General features: G+C 68.1%; 17 protein-coding genes. 3 read left to right on the top strand and 14 right to left on the bottom strand.

Annotation, left to right across the window (positions count from 1 at the left end):
- Positions 1–8: 8 nt before the first annotated feature.
- Positions 9–3,524: a chromosome segregation protein SMC gene (gene smc / locus QTI33_RS25345; RefSeq protein ID WP_286509123.1), complete on the bottom strand. Its 3,516-nt coding sequence runs from the start codon at positions 3,522–3,524 to the stop codon at positions 9–11.
- Between the two features lie 129 nt (positions 3,525–3,653).
- Here smc and QTI33_RS25340 point away from each other — a divergent pair, with 129 nt between their 5' ends.
- Together QTI33_RS25340 and QTI33_RS25335 are read left to right on the top strand one after the other, a co-directional pair.
- Positions 3,654–4,406 carry a hypothetical protein gene (locus tag QTI33_RS25340; protein ID WP_286509122.1) on the top strand — a complete coding sequence of 251 codons (753 nt, stop codon included), beginning with the start codon at positions 3,654–3,656 and terminating at the stop codon, positions 4,404–4,406.
- Between the two features lie 105 nt (positions 4,407–4,511).
- Positions 4,512–5,204 (top strand): P-loop NTPase family protein, encoded by a 693-nt coding sequence (locus QTI33_RS25335; protein WP_286367949.1) that lies wholly within the window; start codon positions 4,512–4,514, stop codon positions 5,202–5,204.
- 5 nt (positions 5,205–5,209) lie between these two features.
- Here the strand turns inward: QTI33_RS25335 and QTI33_RS25330 are convergent, their stop codons facing one another.
- The 7 genes from QTI33_RS25330 to QTI33_RS25300 all read right to left on the bottom strand — a co-directional run bounded on the left by QTI33_RS25330 (position 5,210) and on the right by QTI33_RS25300 (position 11,318).
- A complete protein-coding gene (locus QTI33_RS25330; protein ID WP_286509193.1) occupies positions 5,210–5,743 on the bottom strand; it encodes a disulfide bond formation protein B in 534 nt (177 codons plus the stop codon).
- A gap of 2 nt (positions 5,744–5,745) precedes the next feature.
- Entirely contained in the window at positions 5,746–6,840 is a 1,095-nt protein-coding gene (locus tag QTI33_RS25325) for a sulfate/molybdate ABC transporter ATP-binding protein (protein WP_286509121.1), read from the bottom strand.
- 12 nt (positions 6,841–6,852) lie between these two features.
- Entirely contained in the window at positions 6,853–7,749 is an 897-nt protein-coding gene (cysW, locus tag QTI33_RS25320) for a sulfate ABC transporter permease subunit CysW (RefSeq protein ID WP_286509120.1), read from the bottom strand.
- A 3-nt stretch (positions 7,750–7,752) separates the two neighbouring features.
- A complete protein-coding gene (cysT, locus tag QTI33_RS25315) occupies positions 7,753–8,640 on the bottom strand; it encodes a sulfate ABC transporter permease subunit CysT (protein WP_286509119.1) in 888 nt (295 codons plus the stop codon).
- Positions 8,641–9,639: a sulfate ABC transporter substrate-binding protein gene (locus QTI33_RS25310; protein WP_286509118.1), complete on the bottom strand. Its 999-nt coding sequence runs from the start codon at positions 9,637–9,639 to the stop codon at positions 8,641–8,643.
- The gene (locus QTI33_RS25305; protein WP_286509117.1) at positions 9,636–10,214 is read right to left on the bottom strand and encodes an RBBP9/YdeN family alpha/beta hydrolase; all 579 of its coding nucleotides are present in this window, start codon (positions 10,212–10,214) and stop codon (positions 9,636–9,638) included. Before QTI33_RS25305 ends, QTI33_RS25310 begins: the two co-directional genes overlap by 4 nt.
- Positions 10,215–10,400: 186 nt before the next feature.
- Entirely contained in the window at positions 10,401–11,318 is a 918-nt protein-coding gene (locus QTI33_RS25300) for a LysR family transcriptional regulator (RefSeq protein ID WP_286509116.1), read from the bottom strand.
- A 129-nt stretch (positions 11,319–11,447) separates the two neighbouring features.
- On the opposite strand from QTI33_RS25300, the gene QTI33_RS25295 reads away from it, so the two are divergent.
- Complete coding sequence (locus QTI33_RS25295) at positions 11,448–12,095, top strand: FMN-dependent NADH-azoreductase (protein ID WP_286509115.1); 648 nt, start codon at positions 11,448–11,450, stop codon at positions 12,093–12,095.
- Between the two features lie 84 nt (positions 12,096–12,179).
- On the opposite strand, the gene QTI33_RS25290 is transcribed toward QTI33_RS25295, so the two are convergent.
- The 6 genes from QTI33_RS25290 to ssuC form a co-directional block, all read right to left on the bottom strand.
- Complete coding sequence (locus tag QTI33_RS25290) at positions 12,180–12,734, bottom strand: NADPH-dependent FMN reductase (protein WP_286509114.1); 555 nt, start codon at positions 12,732–12,734, stop codon at positions 12,180–12,182.
- A gap of 81 nt (positions 12,735–12,815) precedes the next feature.
- Positions 12,816–13,730, bottom strand: coding sequence for a serine O-acetyltransferase EpsC (gene epsC, locus QTI33_RS25285; protein ID WP_286509113.1), 915 nt, complete (start codon positions 13,728–13,730; stop codon positions 12,816–12,818).
- Between the two features lie 74 nt (positions 13,731–13,804).
- Positions 13,805–15,244, bottom strand: coding sequence for an amino acid permease (locus QTI33_RS25280; RefSeq protein ID WP_286509112.1), 1,440 nt, complete (start codon positions 15,242–15,244; stop codon positions 13,805–13,807).
- 168 nt (positions 15,245–15,412) lie between these two features.
- Positions 15,413–15,628 carry a TOBE domain-containing protein gene (locus QTI33_RS25275; protein WP_028250350.1) on the bottom strand — a complete coding sequence of 72 codons (216 nt, stop codon included), beginning with the start codon at positions 15,626–15,628 and terminating at the stop codon, positions 15,413–15,415.
- A gap of 36 nt (positions 15,629–15,664) precedes the next feature.
- Positions 15,665–16,492, bottom strand: coding sequence for an ATP-binding cassette domain-containing protein (locus QTI33_RS25270; RefSeq protein WP_286509111.1), 828 nt, complete (start codon positions 16,490–16,492; stop codon positions 15,665–15,667).
- Positions 16,489–17,322 carry an aliphatic sulfonate ABC transporter permease SsuC gene (ssuC, locus tag QTI33_RS25265; RefSeq protein ID WP_286509110.1) on the bottom strand — a complete coding sequence of 278 codons (834 nt, stop codon included), beginning with the start codon at positions 17,320–17,322 and terminating at the stop codon, positions 16,489–16,491. The genes QTI33_RS25270 and ssuC overlap by 4 nt, the downstream gene beginning before the upstream one ends.
- Between the last annotated feature and the right edge of the window lie 3 nt (positions 17,323–17,325).

Genomic DNA, 17,325 nt, shown 5'->3' with positions numbered 1-17,325 from the left:
GCGGGTGCTCAGGCGGCTTCGACCATCGATACGGCCGACTCCATGTCGACCGCCACGATGCGCGAAACGCCCTGCTCCTGCATGGTCACGCCGATCAGCTGTTCGGCCATTTCCATGGCGATCTTGTTGTGGCTGATGAAAAGGAACTGGGTTTCTCGGCTCATGGCTGTGACGAGTTTGGCATAGCGTTCGGTGTTGGCGTCGTCCAGCGGCGCGTCCACTTCGTCCAGCAGGCAGAACGGCGCCGGGTTCAGCTGGAAGATCGCGAACACCAGCGCGATCGCCGTGAGCGCCTTCTCGCCGCCCGACAGCAGGTGGATGGTCTGGTTCTTCTTGCCCGGCGGCTGGGCCATGACCTGGACGCCGGAGTCGAGGATTTCGTCGCCGGTCATCATGAGCTTGGCGTTGCCGCCGCCGAACAGCTCCGGGAACATCCGGCTGAAGTGCTCGTTGACGATCTTGAAGGTGCCGCCCAGCAGGTCGCGGGTCTCGGCGTCGATCTTGCGGATCGCGTCCTCGAGCGTGCCGATGGCCTCGTTCAGGTCGGCCGACTGGGCATCGAGGAAGGTCTTGCGCTCGCTGGCGACGGCCAGTTCCTCGAGCGCGGCCAAGTTGACCGCGCCGAGCGCGGCCACTTCGCGATTGAGCCGGTCGATCTCGCTTTGCAGTCCGGTGAGCCGGACCTTGTCGGTCTCGATCGACAGCGCGATCGCCTCCAGGTCGGCCTCGGCATCGGCCAGCAGCTGCTGGTACTGCTCGAAGCCCAGCCGCGCGGCCTGCTCCTTGAGCTGGAAATCGGTGATGCGCTGGCGCAGCGGGTCGAGCTCGCGCTCGAGCTGCAGCCGGCGTTCGTCGCTGGCGCGCAGCTTGATCGTCAGGTCGTCGTACTGGCTGCGCGAGGCGCCGAGCGCGGTTTCGCGTTCGAGCTTGAGCGACAGCGCGTCCTGCAGCCCGGCCTGGGCGGCCGCGTCGGACAGGCGGCCGAGCTCGGCGCGCGCGCGTTCGTCTTCGTCGGTCAGGGCGACGACCTGCTGGTTGGCCGTCTCGATCGCGCGGCTCAGCTCGCCGCGGCGCGCTTCGAGGGTGCGCTGCGCGAAGGTGGCTTCCTGCGCCTGGCGCTCGAGGCTGCGATGCTGTTCGCGGCTGGCCGTGAGCGCACGGCCGGCCTCGATGACCTTTTCATCGAGCTGCGCATGGCGTTCCTGGCTGTCGGCGAGCTGCATGTCGAGCTCTTCGAAGCGCGACTCGGCGGCGATGCGCTTTTCCTGCAGCTCTTCGAGCTGGGCCGTCACCTCGCCCAGGTCATTCGCCAGCTGTTCACTGCGGGCCCGCGTCTGCTCGGCCAGTTGCGACAGGCGCAGCGTCTCGACCTGCAGCGCATGCGCCTGCGACTGGGTCTCGGCCGCTTCGCGGCGCGCCGCGACCAGGCGCTGGGCGGCGTCGCCGTAGGCCGCCTCGGCACGGGCCAGCGCAGTGCGCGATTCGTCGGCGATCAGGGTCTGGGCGCGCAGCTGGCGCTCCAGGTTTTCCATTTCCTGCTGGCGCGCCAGCAGGCCGGCCTGCTCCGAATCCTGGGCATAGAAACTGACGCTGTGGGCCGTGACCGCATGGCCGCTCTGGATGTAGATCACCTCGCCGGGCTGCAGCTTGTCGCGCTGCGCCAGCGCCTCTTCCAGGCTGGCGGCCGTGAAGCAGCCATGCAGCCATTCGGCCAGCAGCGCCTGCTGGCCGGCGTCGGCCAGGCGCAGCAGGTCCGACAGCCGCGGCAGGGTCGACGCGCCGGGCGGCAGGCCCGCCAGCGGCGGCGAATAGAAGGCCAGCTTGGCCGGCGGCGCATCGCCGGCGAAGGCGCGGACCATGTCGAGGCGGCTGACTTCGAGTGCGCCCAGGCGCTCGCGCAAGGCCGATTCGAGCGCGTCTTCCCAGCCGCGCTCGATGTGGATGCGGCTCCACAGGCCCTGCAGGCTTTCGAGCCCGTGCCTGGCGAGCCAGGGCGCGAGCTTGCCGTCGGTCTTGACCTTTTCCTGCAAGGCCTTGAGCGCTTCCAGCCGCGCCGACAGGTCGGCGTGGCGCGCCCCTTCGGCGTTGACCGCCTGCTGCCGCGTGCGCCGGTCGTCGTCGAGTTGCGGCACGGCTTCCTGCAGCTCCTGCAGGCGCGCATCGGATTCGGCGGCCGCCTCCTGGGCGGCGGCCAGCTGCTCCTGCTGGTCGCGCAGCCTCGCCTCGTCGGGCGCCGCGAGCGCGTTCTGGTCGGTGCGCAGCCGCTCGGCGCGCAGGTTGAGCTGGCGGCTCTGGTCCTCGATGTTGCGCTGGTCGGCGGCCAGCACCTGGATCTGCTGCTGCACCTGCACCACCGTCGCGCGCTGGGCGTTGGCCTCGTTCTGGGCCCGCTGCTGGGCGTCCTCGAGCTCGGGCATGCGGGCGTCGTGCTCCTCGAGCTGGGCGGCCAGCAGTTCGGCCTGCTCCTCGGCGTTCACGCCCTGGCCGGCCAGGGTCTCGATCTCGGCCTCGGCGTCTTCGCGCCGCGTGCCCCATTGCCCCATCTGCTCGCGCAGCTGCACCAGCCGCTGTTCGACCCGCTGGCGGCCCTCGACCACGAAGCGGATCTCGCCTTCGAGCCGGCCGACCTCGGCGCTGGCTTCGTAGAGCTTGCCCTGGGCCTGGTTGACCTGGTCGCCGGCGGCGTAGTGGGCCTGGCGCACGGTTTCGAGCTCGGCCTCGATGTGGCGCAGGTCGGCGGTGCGCGATTCGAGGTCGTTGATGGCGCGCTCGGCGTCGGCCTTGACCTTGGCTTGGTCGGCCTCGCTCTCGGTGCGCTTCAGGAACCACAGCTGGTGCTGCTTGCGGGTGGCGTCGCCGGTCAGCTGGTTGTAGCGCGCCGCCACCTCGGCCTGCTTCTCGAGCCGCTCGAGGTTGCTGTTGAGTTCGCGCAGGATGTCCTCGACCCGCGTCAGGTTCTCGCGCGTGTCGCCTAGCCGGTTCTCGGTCTCGCGGCGGCGTTCCTTGTACTTCGAGACGCCGGCGGCCTCTTCGAGGAACAGGCGCAGCTCCTCGGGCTTGGATTCGATGATCCGGCTGATCGTGCCCTGGCCGATGATCGCGTAGGCGCGCGGCCCCAGGCCGGTGCCGAGGAACACGTCCTGCACGTCGCGCCGGCGCACCGGCTGGTTGTTGATGTAGTAGCTCGAATTGCCGTCGCGCGTCAGCACCCGCTTGACCGCGATCTCGGCGAACTGCGCCCACTGGCCGCCGGCGCGGTGGTCGGCGTTGTCGAACACCAGTTCGACGCTGGAGCGGCTGGCCTGCTTGCGGGTGGTGGTGCCGTTGAAGATCACGTCCTGCATCGACTCGCCGCGCAGCTCGGAGGCGCGCGATTCGCCGAGCACCCAGCGCACGGCATCCATGATGTTCGACTTGCCGCAGCCGTTGGGACCGACCACCCCGACCAGCTGGCCGGGAAGCAGGAAGTTGGTGGGTTCGGCGAAGGACTTGAAGCCCGAGAGCTTGATGGAATTGAGACGCACGTCAGGTCGGCCCTAAGCCAGTTGTTTTGCCAAGGTGGGGTGCCAAGGTGTTGATTTGTAAGCAGATTCCGGCGGCTGGCACGCCCAGGCCAGGCCGCCACCTGAGGCGAGGATGATAACGTGCGGACCATGCGCGTTTCCCCTCTTTCCCCCTGCCTGGACCGCCGCGCGTGGCTCATCGGCGGCGGTGCGGCGGCGGCCCTGGCCCTCGCCGCTTGCGGCTCCACCCAGCGCGCCGAACCCTATGCCGGCAACGAATGGCTCCAGAGCGGTGCCAACCGCATCGCCAACCTCGCCTTGCGCGACAACCTGCAGTCGGTGCGGCGCGTGCAGCTGTCGCTCTACCGCCGCAATCCGCGCGAATGGCGCAAGTGGTGCGGCAGCGCCGACGAGGCGATCCAGCGTACCTGGGACGCGATCTCGAACAACGCGGCGCTGCCCCAGCTGCAAGGCGCCTACGGCATCGACGCCATCCGCCTGGCCTTCGAGACCGCGCCCAAGCCCTTCGAAGGCGACCGGGTCGCGGCGCTGGTGGTCGGCTGGGCGGCGCTGCTCAAGCAGGCCAATGGCGACACCTGGGAGCAGAACATGCTCGATGGCGTCAGCGCCGAGAACAGCTTCCGGGCGGCGCGCAACTTCGAGATCTCGCTCTGGCTGATCGGCTCGAAGACCGGCCCCGATGGACAGCCGCTGCTGCTGGCCACCGAGATCAGCGAACGCGGGCGCAACCTGCTGGTCGACCGCGAGCTGTCCAAGGTGGTCGCGCGGCTGGATCTGCTGGCGGCGCAGGCCGACGAGAAGTACCGGCGCGCGGCGCTCGACTTCAGCCAGAACTGGTTCCTGGGGAGCCTGGGGCCGCTCCTGTCGATGGTGCCGAAGTAGCTCGCCGAGTCGGGAACGGGCTCACGCCGAAGCTCATGGCGCGATCCTTGCGGGCGCCGCACCTAGAATGAATCGCAGTTTTCTTCCCACTCTCGCAGGAACCTCATGAGCTCCATCAATTTCATCGGCGGCGAAAAGGGCGGTGTCGGCAAGTCGGTCACGGCGCGAGTGCTGGCGCAGTATTTCATCGACCACAGCCGGCCTTTCGTGGGCTTCGACACGGACCGTTCGCACAGCTCTTTCACCCGTTTCTACGAGGGCTTCGCCTCGCCGGTGGTGGTGGACAGCTTCGAAGGCCTCGACACGGTGGTCAACGGCTTCGAAACCAATCCGCAGCAAAGCGTGATCGTCGACCTGGCGGCCCAGACGCTGGCGCCGCTGTCGCGCTGGATCAAGGAGTCGGACCTGTTCGACGTCTTCGCCGAACTCGGGGTGGCGGTCAACTTCTGGCATGTGCTGGACGACGGCAAGGATTCCAGCGACCTGCTCGGCACCTTGATCGACACCTTCGGCGACCGGCCGAACTACATCGTCGTGCAGAACTACGGGCGCGGCAACGACTTCGGCCTGCTGCTCGGATCGCAGTCGCTCAGCAAGGCCACGGCGCACGGCGCCCGCGTGATCGCCCTGCCCCGGCTGCACGACGCCAGCATGCGCAAGATCGATGCCCGCAACACCAGCTTCTGGAAGGCGGTCAACGACCGCGAAGGCCCGCACGCGCTCGGGCTGCTAGAGCGCCAGCGCGTGAAGACCTGGCTGGCGACGGCCTACGCGGCCTTCGACACCCTGCCGCTATAGAAGGCTCAGCGGGCGGTCTTGAGCGCGGGCCGGATCGGCGGCCGGCGGAACGAGCGCGCCAGCAGCACCAGCAGCGCCAGCCCGAACCCCGTGAAGGCGATGAACGACCAGTTGGCGATCGACAGGCCGAGGAAGGTCCAGTCGATCTGCGAGCAGTCGCCGGCGCCACGGAAGATCATCGGCAGCGCCCGCTGCAGCGGGAAGGTCTCGATCATTCCGTAAATGTCGCGCCCGCACGAAACCACCTCGGGCGGATACCACTGCAGCCAGCTCTGGCTCGCCGCCGTGTAGGCGCCGCCCACGGCCACGACCAGGGCCGTCAGGAGGGTGGCGATGCGCAAGGCCTTGCTGCCGCTGGCCGCCCCGATGCCGGTGAACACCGCCACCAGCACCAGCGCATAGCGCTGCACGACGCACATCGGGCACGGCTCGAGGCCCACCACATGCTGCAGGTACATGCCGAAGGCCAGCATCGCGATGCAGGCCAGGCAGATCAGCGCCAAGGCGCGCCGTGGCGCGCCGAAATACCAGTCGAACAACTTCAAGGTGAAACCCAATCCTCTACGAACACCCTGGCCTTGCGCGGCGTGGCGACCACCTTGTCGCCCTCGCGGAGGCCGAGGTCCCGGAACTGTTGCGCAGGGAGTTGCGCCTCGATGATGGTTCCGGAGCCCGGATTATCTGGATTCGATTCGACCGGTTCGAGTTCCAGCCGCGCGATCGGTCCGACCACGATGGCACGGCTCAGGGTCGCGACGATGCCGCTGGCACCAGGCGCATAGCGCGCCACGTCGAGGTCGTGCGGCCGCACATAGGCCAGCGCCTTGCCGTCGCGCAAGCCCTGCTGGTCGCGGGTGTCGAGCCGGATGCCCTCGACCTGCACCTCGCCCTCGAGCGATCGGCCATGGAACAGGTTGACGTCGCCCAGGAAGCCGTAGACGAAGGGGCTCGCCGGGTGGTCCCACACCTGCTGGGGCGAGCCGACCTGCTCGATGCGGCCGCTGTTCATCAGCACCACGCGGTCGGCCACTTCGAGCGCTTCTTCCTGGTCGTGGGTGACGAAGATGCTGGTCACGTGCAGTTCGTCGTGCAGCCGGCGCAGCCAGCGGCGCAGTTCCTTGCGCACCTTGGCATCGAGCGCGCCGAAGGGCTCGTCGAGCAGCAGCACCTTGGGCTCGACCGCCAGCGCCCGGGCCAGTGCGATGCGCTGGCGCTGGCCGCCCGACAGCTGGGCCGGATAGCGGTCGGCCAGCCAGTCGAGCTGCACCAGCTTGAGCAGGTCGTGCACCTTGGTCTTGATCTGCGCCTCGCTCGGGCGCAGCCCGCGCGGCTTGACCCGCAGGCCGAAGGCGACGTTCTCGAACACCGTCATGTGGCGGAACAGCGCGTAGTGCTGGAACACGAAGCCGACCTGGCGCTCGCGCACATGGACGTCGGTGGTGTCCTCGCCCGCGAACAGGATGCTGCCGGCGCCGGCGGTTTCCAGGCCCGCGATGATGCGCAGCAAGGTGGTCTTGCCGCAGCCCGAGGGCCCCAGCAGCGCGACCAGTTCGCCCGAGGCCACGTCCAGGCTGACATCGCGCAGGGCGTGGAAGTCGCCGAATTGCTTGCTGACGTTTCTGATTTCGATGCTCATGATTTCTCTCTTTCAGCTCGCTGGCGTCGGGCGCTCGGGCGGAAGCTCCGCGATCGCCTTCATCTCGCGCTCGTGGCGCCATTCGATGACCGACTTGATCACCAGCGTGACCAGCGCCAGGATGGCCAGCAAGGAAGCCACCGCGAAGGCGGCCACCGACTGGTATTCGTTGTAGAGCACTTCGACGTGCAGCGGCATGGTGTTGGTCTGGCCGCGGATGTGGCCCGAGACCACCGACACCGCGCCGAACTCGCCCATCGCCCGGGCATTGCACAGGATCACGCCGTACAGCAGGCCCCACTTGATGTTCGGCAAGGTGACGCGCCAGAAGGTCTGCCAGCCGGTGGCGCCGAGCACGATCGCGGCCTGCTCCTCGTCGGTGCCCTGGGCCTGCATCAGCGGGATCAGCTCGCGGGCGATGAACGGGAAGGTCACGAACACGGTCGCCAGCACGATGCCGGGGACGGCGAAGATGATCTTGATGTCGTGCGCCTGCAGCCAGGGACCGAACCAGCCCTGGGCGCCGAACACCAGCACGTAGATCAGGCCCGCCACCACCGGCGACACCGCGAACGGCAGGTCGACCAGCGTCGTCAGGACCGCCTTGCCGCGGAACTCGAACTTGGCGATGGCCCAGGCCGCGGCGACGCCGAAGACCAGGTTCAGCGGCACCGCGATGGCGGCCGTCAGCAGGGTCAGGCGGATCGCCGCCCAGGCATCGGGCTCCTTGAGCGCTTCGAGGTAGGCGCCGAAGCCCTTGCGCAGCGCCTCGGCCGCGACCGCGGCCAGCGGCAGCAGCAGGAACAGGAACATGAAGGCCAGCGCGATGCCGATCAGGGTGCGGCGGACCCAGGCCGACTCGGTGGTGCCGGCCTGCACGCGGCGGATGGTTTTCGAAGGTGCGCTCATGGCTCAAGCCTCCGACCGGCGACGCTTCCAGCCCTGCAGGCCGTTGATGACCAGCAGCAGCAGGAACGAGATCACCAGCATCACCAGCGCCACCGCGGTGGCGCCCGCGTAGTCGTACTGTTCGAGCTTGCCGATGATGATCAGCGGCGTGATCTCCGAGATCATCGGCATGTTGCCGGCGATGAAGATCACCGAGCCGTATTCGCCGATCGCGCGTGCGAAGGCCATCGCGAAGCCGGTCAGCAGCGCCGGCATGATCGACGGCAGGATCACCTTGGTGAAGGTCTGCAGCCGGGTCGCGCCGAGGCTGGTGGCGGCCTCTTCGAGTTCTTTCTCGGTGTCTTCGAGCACCGGCTGCACCGTGCGCACCACGAACGGCAGGCCGATGAAGATCAGCGCGATGACGACGCCGGCCGGCGTGAAGGCCAGCTTGATGCCGAGCGGCTCGAGGAACTGGCCGACCCAGCCGTTGCCGGCCAGCAGCGCGGTCAGCGAGATGCCGGCCACCGCGGTGGGCAGCGCGAACGGCAGGTCGACCAGCGCGTCGACGATGCGCTTGCCCGGAAACTTGTAGCGCACCAGCACCCAGGCCACGAGCAGGCCGAACACCAGGTTGACCAGCGCCGCGATCAGCGAGGCGCCGAAGGTCAGCCGGTACGAGGCCATCACGCGCGGCGCGGTCACCGCCACCCAGAACTGCTCCCAGCTCATGGTGAAGGTCTTGAAGACCAGCGCCGACAGCGGGATCAGCACGATCAGGCTCAGGTAGAGCACCGCATAGCCGAGCGTGAGGTGGAAGCCCGGCAGCACCCGGCGCGACACGCCACGGACCGCTCCAGACGCCAGCGGCGCTGCCGCGGACGACAGCGCCGATGTAGCAGCACCGCTCATTTACTTGGCGCCGGGCGTGTAGAGCTTGTCGAACTGGCCGCCGTCGTTGAAGTGCACCTTCTGCGCTTCGGACAGGCTGCCGAAGAGTTCCTGCACCGTGAACAGCTGCAGCGGCTTGAAGGTCGCGGCGTTCTTCTTGAGCACGGCCTCGGAGCGCGGGCGCAGCGCATGCTTGGCGGCGATCTCCTGTGCTTCTTCCGAATAGAGGTAGTCGAGGTAGGCCTTGGCCAGTTCGCCGGTGCCCTTCTTGTTGACCGTGCGCTCGACGACCGCGACCGGGTTCTCGGCCAGGATGCTGATCGACGGGTAGACCGCATCGACCTTGCCCGAGCCGAACTCGCGGTCGATCGACACCACCTCGGATTCGAAGGTGATCAGCACGTCGCCGATGTTGCGCTGCAGGAAGGCGGTGGTCGCATCGCGGCCGCCGCGCGCCAGGATCGGCACGTTCTTGAACAGCTTGCCGACGAACTCGGCCGCCTGGGCGTCGGTGCCGCCCTTCTTCTTCACGTAGCCCCAGGCCGCGAGGTAGGCGTAGCGGCCGTTGCCGCCGGTCTTCGGGTTGACGACCACCACCTGGACGCCGGGCTTGATCAGGTCGTCCCAGTCCTTGATGCCCTTCGGGTTGCCGTTGCGGGTCAGGAACAGCATCGTCGAGGTGGTCGGCGAGGCGTTGTACGGAAAGCGCTTGGGCCAGTCCTTGGCGACCACGCCGGCATTGGCCAGGAAGTCGATGTCGGTCGAGGTGTTCATGGTCACCACGTCGGCGTCGAGGCCGTCGGCCACCGCCCGCGCCTGGGCGCTGGAGCCGCCATGCGACTGGTCGATCTTGACTTCCTTGCCCGTGGTCTTCTTGTAGTTGGCGACGAAGGCGGCGTTGTAGTCCTTGTAGAACTCGCGCGCCACGTCGTACGACGCGTTGAGCAGGGTCTGGGCCGATGCGGCGCCGCTGGCGGCGAGCACCAGCGTGCCGATGAGGGTCTTGATTCTGGAGGTCATAGGGTTGCCAAGGGTTCTGGATTCTTGTGGCCGGCCATCAAGGCGGTCGGCTCGTCGGTCAGCGATTGGAGCAGCGCCAGGCCCAGGGGCCAGTCGCCGTGTCCGGATTCGATGTTGATGTGGCCGGCATTCTGCATCCGAACGAATTCGCTCCCCCAGGCCCGGGCATAGGCGCCGGCCAGCCGCACCGGGCAGAAGGGGTCGTTGCTGCTTGCCACCAGGATGCTGCGGTAGGGCAGCGGCGCGAACGGGACCGGGGCGAAATCGCTCAACACGGCGCGGCGCTCGGGGTCGGCGGGCGCCACCAGCAGCGCGCCCTGGATCCGCGCCGCGGCCGCCTCGGACAGGTGGGTGGTGGCGATGCAGCCCAGGCTGTGGGCGGCGATGATCACCGGGCCCGGGCTGTCGAGCACCAATTTCTCGAGCGTCGCCACCCAGGCGGCGCGGCTCGGCGTAACCCAGTCGTCCTGCACCACCCGCACCGCGCCCTGCATGCGCTCGGCCCACAGGCTCTGCCAATGGCCGGGGCCGGAATCGCGCCAGCCCGGCACGATGACGATGGTCGGTTTGCTCACGCGCGGTTGGCCTGCTCGTGCGCGGCGTCAGGCGCGGACACGGGGGAAGACGGCGGCGGTGTCGCCGAGGCGCGGGGTGGGCATGGTCGTTCTCTCTCAGGGTGGGAGCGCCATTGTCCGAACCATCGCTTCAACGACAAACGAATATCTAATTGTTTGAATATGGGTTTCTTGACATAAGCAGACTCATTCCGCCAGATGGTGCGGCTCCGCCCCGTCCAGGTTCTCGACCAGGAAGTCGATCAGGCGGCGCACCGCCGGCACCAGGGCGCGGCGGGCCGGGAACACGGCGTGGCAGATCCCGGGCGCCGGCCCCCAGCCCGGCAGCACCTCCACCAGCTTGCCGGCATTGATCTCCCGGCGGCACATGTAGTCCGGCATGACCGAGGCGCCGACCCCCTGCACCACCGCGAACTTGAGCGTCAGCAGGTCGTCGGCGACATAGCGCGGCGTGTGGGTGTGGACCACCACCTTGCCGCTCGGCCCTTCGAGCCGCCAGCTGGCCCGGCCTTCGCCGGTCGACATGGCGACGGTGTCGAGCCTGGCGAGGTCGGCCGGCAGCGCCACCGGGCCCTGGCGCCGCATCAACTCGGGACTGGCGACCAGCAGGCCGCGGCTGACGCCGAAATTCTTCGCCACCAGGGTCGCGCTGTCCTCGATCGCCGGGCGCACCCGCAGGGCCAGGTCGACGCCCTCCTCGACCGGATCGACCGGCCGGTTCAGCACCCGCATCTCGACCCGGACCTGCGGATGGCGCCGCATGAATTCCGGCAGCAGCGGCCCGACGCTGCTGTGGGCCAGCGTGACCGGGCAGGTGAGCCGCACCGTGCCGCTCGGCTCGGTCTGGATCTGGGCCACCGCCTCGGCCGCCGCCTGGGCGGCATCGCGCATCGCCGCGCAGTGCTTGAGGTAGATCTCGCCGGCCGGCGTCAGCGACAGGCGCCGGGTGCTGCGCTGCATCAGCTGGACGCCGAGCTGCGCCTCCAGGTCGGCCACCCGCCGCGACAGGCGGGACTTGGGCACGCCGAGGGCCCGGCTGGCGGCCGCGAAGCCGCCACGTTCGGCGACCTCGGCGAAAAACACCATGTCGTTCAGGTCTGGCATCGGCTCATTGTCCTATTGATGGAACGAACTAAGCCATTTTTGCAGACTTATCAATCAATCGCCACAAAAATAGAATTCATCCCACGCCGACCGATTTCCGTGCCGGCGCTTTCAAAGAAAGCAATGATCATGAAACTCCTGCACGTCGATTCCAGCGTCCTCGGAACCAACTCCGTCTCCCGCCAACTCACCGCCGAAATCGTGGCCGACTGGCGCAAGGCGCACCCGCACACCACGGTCGACTACCTCGACCTGGCGGTCGACACGCCCAACCATTTCAGCGCCGACGCGCTCGGCATCAAGGTCGGCGTCCAGGCCGAGCCGACCGAAGCCCAGCGGCGCGAGAACGAAGTCTCCGAGCGGTTGGTGACGCAGTTCCTGGCGGCCGACGTGATCGTCATCGGCGCCCCGCTCTACAACTTCACGGTGCCGACCCAGCTCAAGGCCTGGATCGACCGCCTGGCGCAGACCGGCCGCACCTTCAAGTACACCGACAAGGGCCCGGTCGGCCTGGCGACCGGCAAGACCGTGATCGTGGCCTCGACCCGCGGCGGCATGTACTCGACCAGCGAAGGCGGCCAGGCGATGGAGCACCAGGAAAGCTACCTGAAGGTGATCTTCGGCTTCTTCGGCATCACCGACGTGCGCTTCGTGCGCGCCGAAGGCATCGGGATGGGCGATGCGGCCAAGGCCGCCGCCCTGCAAGCCGCCCGTGCCGACATCGCGGTCGCGACCGGCAAGGCGGCGAACCAGGACCAGGCCACGCTGGCAGCCTGATCCCGGCCCGGACGCACCGCGCGTCCGGTCGAACGAAAGGGACGACCCGCATCGAGCGGGCCGTCCCTTTCGCGTTGTGCCGCCCTACTTGCCGGTGTGGGTCTTGATCCAGGCCACGTACTTGTCGACCCAGCCCTGCAGGAACTGCTTGCTGCCCTCGGCGATATGGCCCTTGTCGTCGAACAGGCCTTCCTTGTTCTGGATGAAGACCTCGGGCTGGCCCATCGTCGGCACGTCGAGGTAGGCCAGGATCGGCCGCAAGTGCTGCTGCGCCGCGGCGGTGCCGACCGTGCCCACCGACACCCCCACCACGCCGGCCGGCTTGCCGGCCCAGGCGCTCTGGCCGTAGGGCCGGGAGGCATTGTCCAGCGCGTTCTTGAGCACGCCCGGAATCGAGCGGTTGTATTCCGGCGTCACGAACAGCAGGCCGTCCGCGGCCGCGATCTCGGTCTTCAGGCGCAGCACCGACGGCGCCTGCTTGCCGTCGTCGTCCTGGTTGTACAGCGGCAGGTCGTCGATGCGCACATGCTCGAAGGTGAAATCCTCCGGCGCGAGATGCGCGATCGCCAGCGCCAGCTTGCGGTTCAGCGAATCCTTGCGCAGGCTGCCGATGACGACAGCGATCTTTTTCTGGCTCATGAAGACTCCTTGGGAACGGGTTGAAGAAGACAAAGACGAATTCTGCAGGCCGCACCATACGCCGGCCGCAAGACATTCACCTCAGACCGGCCGCCGCTGCGGCGCATTCTGCAGGGTGGCCTGCGTCACGCCGGCGCCGGGCGGCACGTCGTCGGTGATCCAGACGTTGCCGCCGATGGTCGCGCCCTTGCCCAGCGTCACCCGGCCCAGGATGGTGGCGCCGGCATAGATCACGACGTCGTCCTCGACCACCGGATGGCGCGGCAGGCCCTTCTGCAGGTGGCCTTCGGCATCGGTCGGGAAGCGCTTGGCGCCCAGCGTGACGGCCTGGTAGATGCGCACCCGCTTGCCGATCACCGCGGTCTCGCCGATCACCACGCCCGTGCCGTGGTCGATGAAGAAACCGGCGTCGATCTTCGCGCCCGGATGGATGTCGATGCCGGTCTGGGCATGCGCCAGCTCGGCCGCGATGCGCGCCAGCAGCGGCAGGCCGAGGCCGTAGAGCTGGTGCGCGATGCGGTGATGGATCATGGCCAGGATGCCCGGATAGCACAGCAGCACCTCGTCGACGCTGCGCGCCGCCGGGTCGCCCTGGAAGGCCGCCAGCACGTCGCCGTCGAGCAGGCGCCGGATGCCCGGCAGCGCGGCGGCGAATTCGCGCACCGCGGCGCCGGCCTGGGCGTCGATGTCCTCGGCCGCGCGCGGCTCGTGGCGCGCCGTGTAGCGCAGCTCGAGCCGGGCCTGGTTCAACAGGGCGTTGAGGGCCGAGTCGAGCGTGTAGCCGACATAGAAATCCTCGCTCTCGTGGCGCAGGTCGGGCGGCCCGAGGCGCATCGGGAACAGCGCGCCCTTGAGCGACTCGACGATGTCCGCGAGCGCCTCGCGCGACGGAAACTCGCGGCTGCCGGGCTCGCGCGAGCGCCGCTGCGAATCGCGCCACTCGTCACGCGCATCGTGCAGCGCACTGACGATGGCGCCGACATCGAACAAAGACATGCGAACTCCTCCAGTCGTGGGGTCCCGACGATGCACCATCGCGCAAGACCCCACGGCGAGCGGGTTTCTTGCCGTCAGAACGGCCTTCTCACGGCCGGCCCATCGAGCTCGGCCAATGTCGTGAGCGGAATCTCCCGGCCCCGGACGAAGCGCCAGTAGACGAAGCTCATCCCTGCGATCCACACGACGCCAGCGTACAGCGCGGGCCTGGAGGCTTCGTTGACGCCCAGCAGGACGATGGTGAAGGCGAGGAAGCCGATGGCCGCCGCCGGCGCGACCGGCCACCAGGGCACGGGAAAGGCAAGCCCTGCCGCTTCCTGCTTCGCCAACTTCCTGCGCATGCACCAGTGCGACAACAGGATCATCAGCCAGACCCAGACCGTGGCGAAGGTCGCCATCGCGGCGACGATGAAGAACAGCCCCTCGGGGTAGAGCTTGTGCAGGAGCACGCCGGCCAGCATCGCCCCGAGCATCACGATCACCGGGATCACGGGCACGCCGGCCCGCGACACGAGGCCGAGCGCGTCGGGCGCATGCTTGTGCTTGGCCAGGCCATACATCATGCGGGCGGCGCCGAACAGGTCGCTGTTGATCGCCGACACCGCGGCGGTGATCACCACCACGTTCAGGATCTGGGCCGCCGAAGCGACGCCGATGCTGCCGAAGATCTGGACCAGCGGGCTGCTCGCGCCGGTGATCTCGTTCCACGGGTAGATCGACATCAGCACGAACATCGTGCCCACGTAGAAGATCAGGATGCGCGACGGCACGCTGTTGATCGCGCGCGGGATGTTCTTTTCCGGCTGCTGCGCCTCGGCGGTCGTCAGTCCGATGATCTCGATGCCGCCGAAGGCGAACATCACCACGGCGAAGGCCGAGACGAAGCCCAGCAGGCCATTCGGGAACCAGCCCCCATGCGACCACAGGTTCGAGATGCCGGTGGCCGCATGCCGGACCGCGCTGCCGTCGGAAGCCGTCGAGCTGAAGCCGAAGAAGATGATCCAGGCCCCGCCGGCGATCATCGCGCCGATCGCGGCCACCTTGATCAGCGACAGCCAGAACTCCATCTCGCCGAACATCCTCACCGCGCACAGGTTCAGGCCGGCAATGATCAGCGTGATGCCGAGCGACCAGAGCCATGGCGCCACGTCCGGAAACCAGAGCCCCATGTAGATCGAGAACGCGATCACGTCGGCGATGCAGACCAGCACCATCTCGATGATGTAGGTCCAGCCGGTCAGGAAGCCCGCGAGCGGGTTCATGTAGTGGCTGGCATAGCCGCCGAAGGAACCGGGCAGCGGCTGGTGGAGCACCATCTCTCCCAGCGCCCGCATCACGATGAAGACCGCGGCGCCGGCCAGCAGGTAGGCCAGGATGACCGACGGCCCCGCCAGCTGGATCGCCTTGGCCGAACCGTAGAAGAGCCCGGTGCCGATGGCCGAGCCCAATGCGATGAACAGGATGTGGCGGCGACTCAGCCCCTGCTTCAACTCTTTGTGTTGTGCAACTCTCATTTTTTGTTTCTCCCTTGGTTGACTCACGGTGCGGATCAGATGCGCATAGGCTTTCTTTCGATTCGAGGTGGACAACGGCTGCGCCGATTCTCAATTCAACGGATATACCTGTCTATACAGGGTAAACCCAAAGAAAAGCCCGAACCGGGCCTCTCCCCTGCGCGAGGCTCAGAGCTTGGCGATCGACACCTCGGTCGACTTCACCAGCGCGACCACATCGGAGCCGGGCTTGAGCTGCAGCTCGTCGACCGAGCGGGTGGTGATCACCGAGGTCACGATGCCCCACGCGGTCTCGACGTCGACTTCGGAGACGACATCGCCGCGGATGATCTCTCGGACCTTGCCCTTGAACTGGTTGCGCACGTTGATGGCCTGGATGGACATGGAAAACTCCTTGGGTGGGTGGGGAAAAATGGGGGGTCAGACGGCCCAGCGCAGCACGTGCGCGGGTCCGTCGGCCCAACGGGTGTCGTTGGCAGGCTCGGCTTCGCCTGCGTCGGGCTTCTGCAGCACGCGGTCGAGGATGCGTTTCTCGATCGCCGCGAAGGCCGCATCGCCCTGCGAGCGCGGCCTGGCCAGCGTGATGTTCTCGTCGAGCGCGATGCGGCCGTCCTCGATCAGGATCACGCGGTCGGCCAATGCCACCGCCTCCTGCACGTCGTGCGTGACCAGCAGCGCCGTGAAGCGATGGCGCAGCCACAGCCCTTCGATGAGCCGGTGCATCTCGATGCGCGTCAGCGCGTCCAGCGCGCCCAGCGGCTCGTCGAGCAGCAGCAGCCGCGGGCGGTGCACCAGCGCCCGGGCCAGCGCGACGCGCTGGCGCTGGCCGCCCGACAGCCGCGCCGGCCATTCGCCGCGCCGCTCGGCCAGACCGACCTGCGCCAGCACTTCCTCGCCGCGCGCCCGGCTCTCGGGCGGCAGCCCGAGGGTGACGTTGTCGATGACGCGGCGCCAGGGCAGCAGGCGCGCTTCCTGGAACATGATCCGGGTGTCGTCGTGCAGGCCGTCGATGGCCTGGCCGTCGACCTGCAGCGTGCCTTCGGTGGCGGGCTCCAGGCCGGCCACCAGGCGCAGCAGGGTGCTCTTGCCGCAGCCGCTGCGGCCCACGATGGCGATGAACTGGCCGGGCTCGATGTGCAGCTGCGTGTTGCGCAGCACCTCGCGCTCGCCGTAGCGCTTGCGCAGGGAACGGATGTCGAGGCGCACGCCACCGGCGTCCTCGGGGGTCGGTTGCAGCACTGCACTCATTTCGTCACTCCATAGGCCGGGTGCCAGCGCAGCCACCAGCGTTCAAGACCGCGCGCGAACAGGTCGGCCAGCTTGCCGAGCAGCGCGTACAGCAGGATCCCCACCAGCACGATGTCGGTCTGCAGGAACTCGCGCGCATTCATCGTGAGATAGCCGATGCCCGACTGCGCCGAGATGGTCTCGGCCACGATCAGGATCACCCACATCAGCCCGAGCGAGAAGCGCAGGCCGACCAGGATCGAGGACATCGCGCCCGGCAGGATCACCTCCTTGTAGAGCTGCCAGCGCGTGAGGCCGTAGGTGCGGCCCATCTCGATCAGCTGCGGATCGACGTTGCGGATGCCGTGGAAGGTGTTGAGGTAGATCGGGAAGAACACCGACACCGCGATCAGGAACAGCTTGGCCGATTCGTCGATGCCGAACCACAGGATCACCAGCGGGATCAGGGCCAGCGCCGGGATGTTGCGCACCATCTGGATGGTGGAGTCGAGCAGGGTCTCGAAGAAGCGCACCGAACCCGTGAGCAGGCCCAGCGCCAGCCCGAGGCCGCCGCCGATCGCGAGGCCGGCCAGCGCGCGCGCGGCACTGACCTTGACGTGGGTCCAGAGCTCGCCCGAGGCGGTCAGCCGCCAGGCGGCCTTGAGCACGTCGATCGGCGCCGGCAGCACGCGGGTCGACAGCCAGCCCAGCGATGAGGCGATCTGCCAGACCACGACCAGCCCGACCGGCACCAGCCACGGCACCAGGCGGCGCACGACGCCGGTTGCGAAGGCCCTGGCGCTGTTCAACGCCGGCGCGGCCACCGGCAATGCCTGCACTTGTTGGTTCATTCG

This window comes from Variovorax davisae, from assembly GCF_030316845.1.
GTDB classification, from domain to species: domain Bacteria; phylum Pseudomonadota; class Gammaproteobacteria; order Burkholderiales; family Burkholderiaceae_C; genus Variovorax; species Variovorax davisae.
The sequence above is the reverse complement of the archived record's forward strand: the minus strand, read 5'-3'. Positions and strand labels throughout refer to the sequence as shown.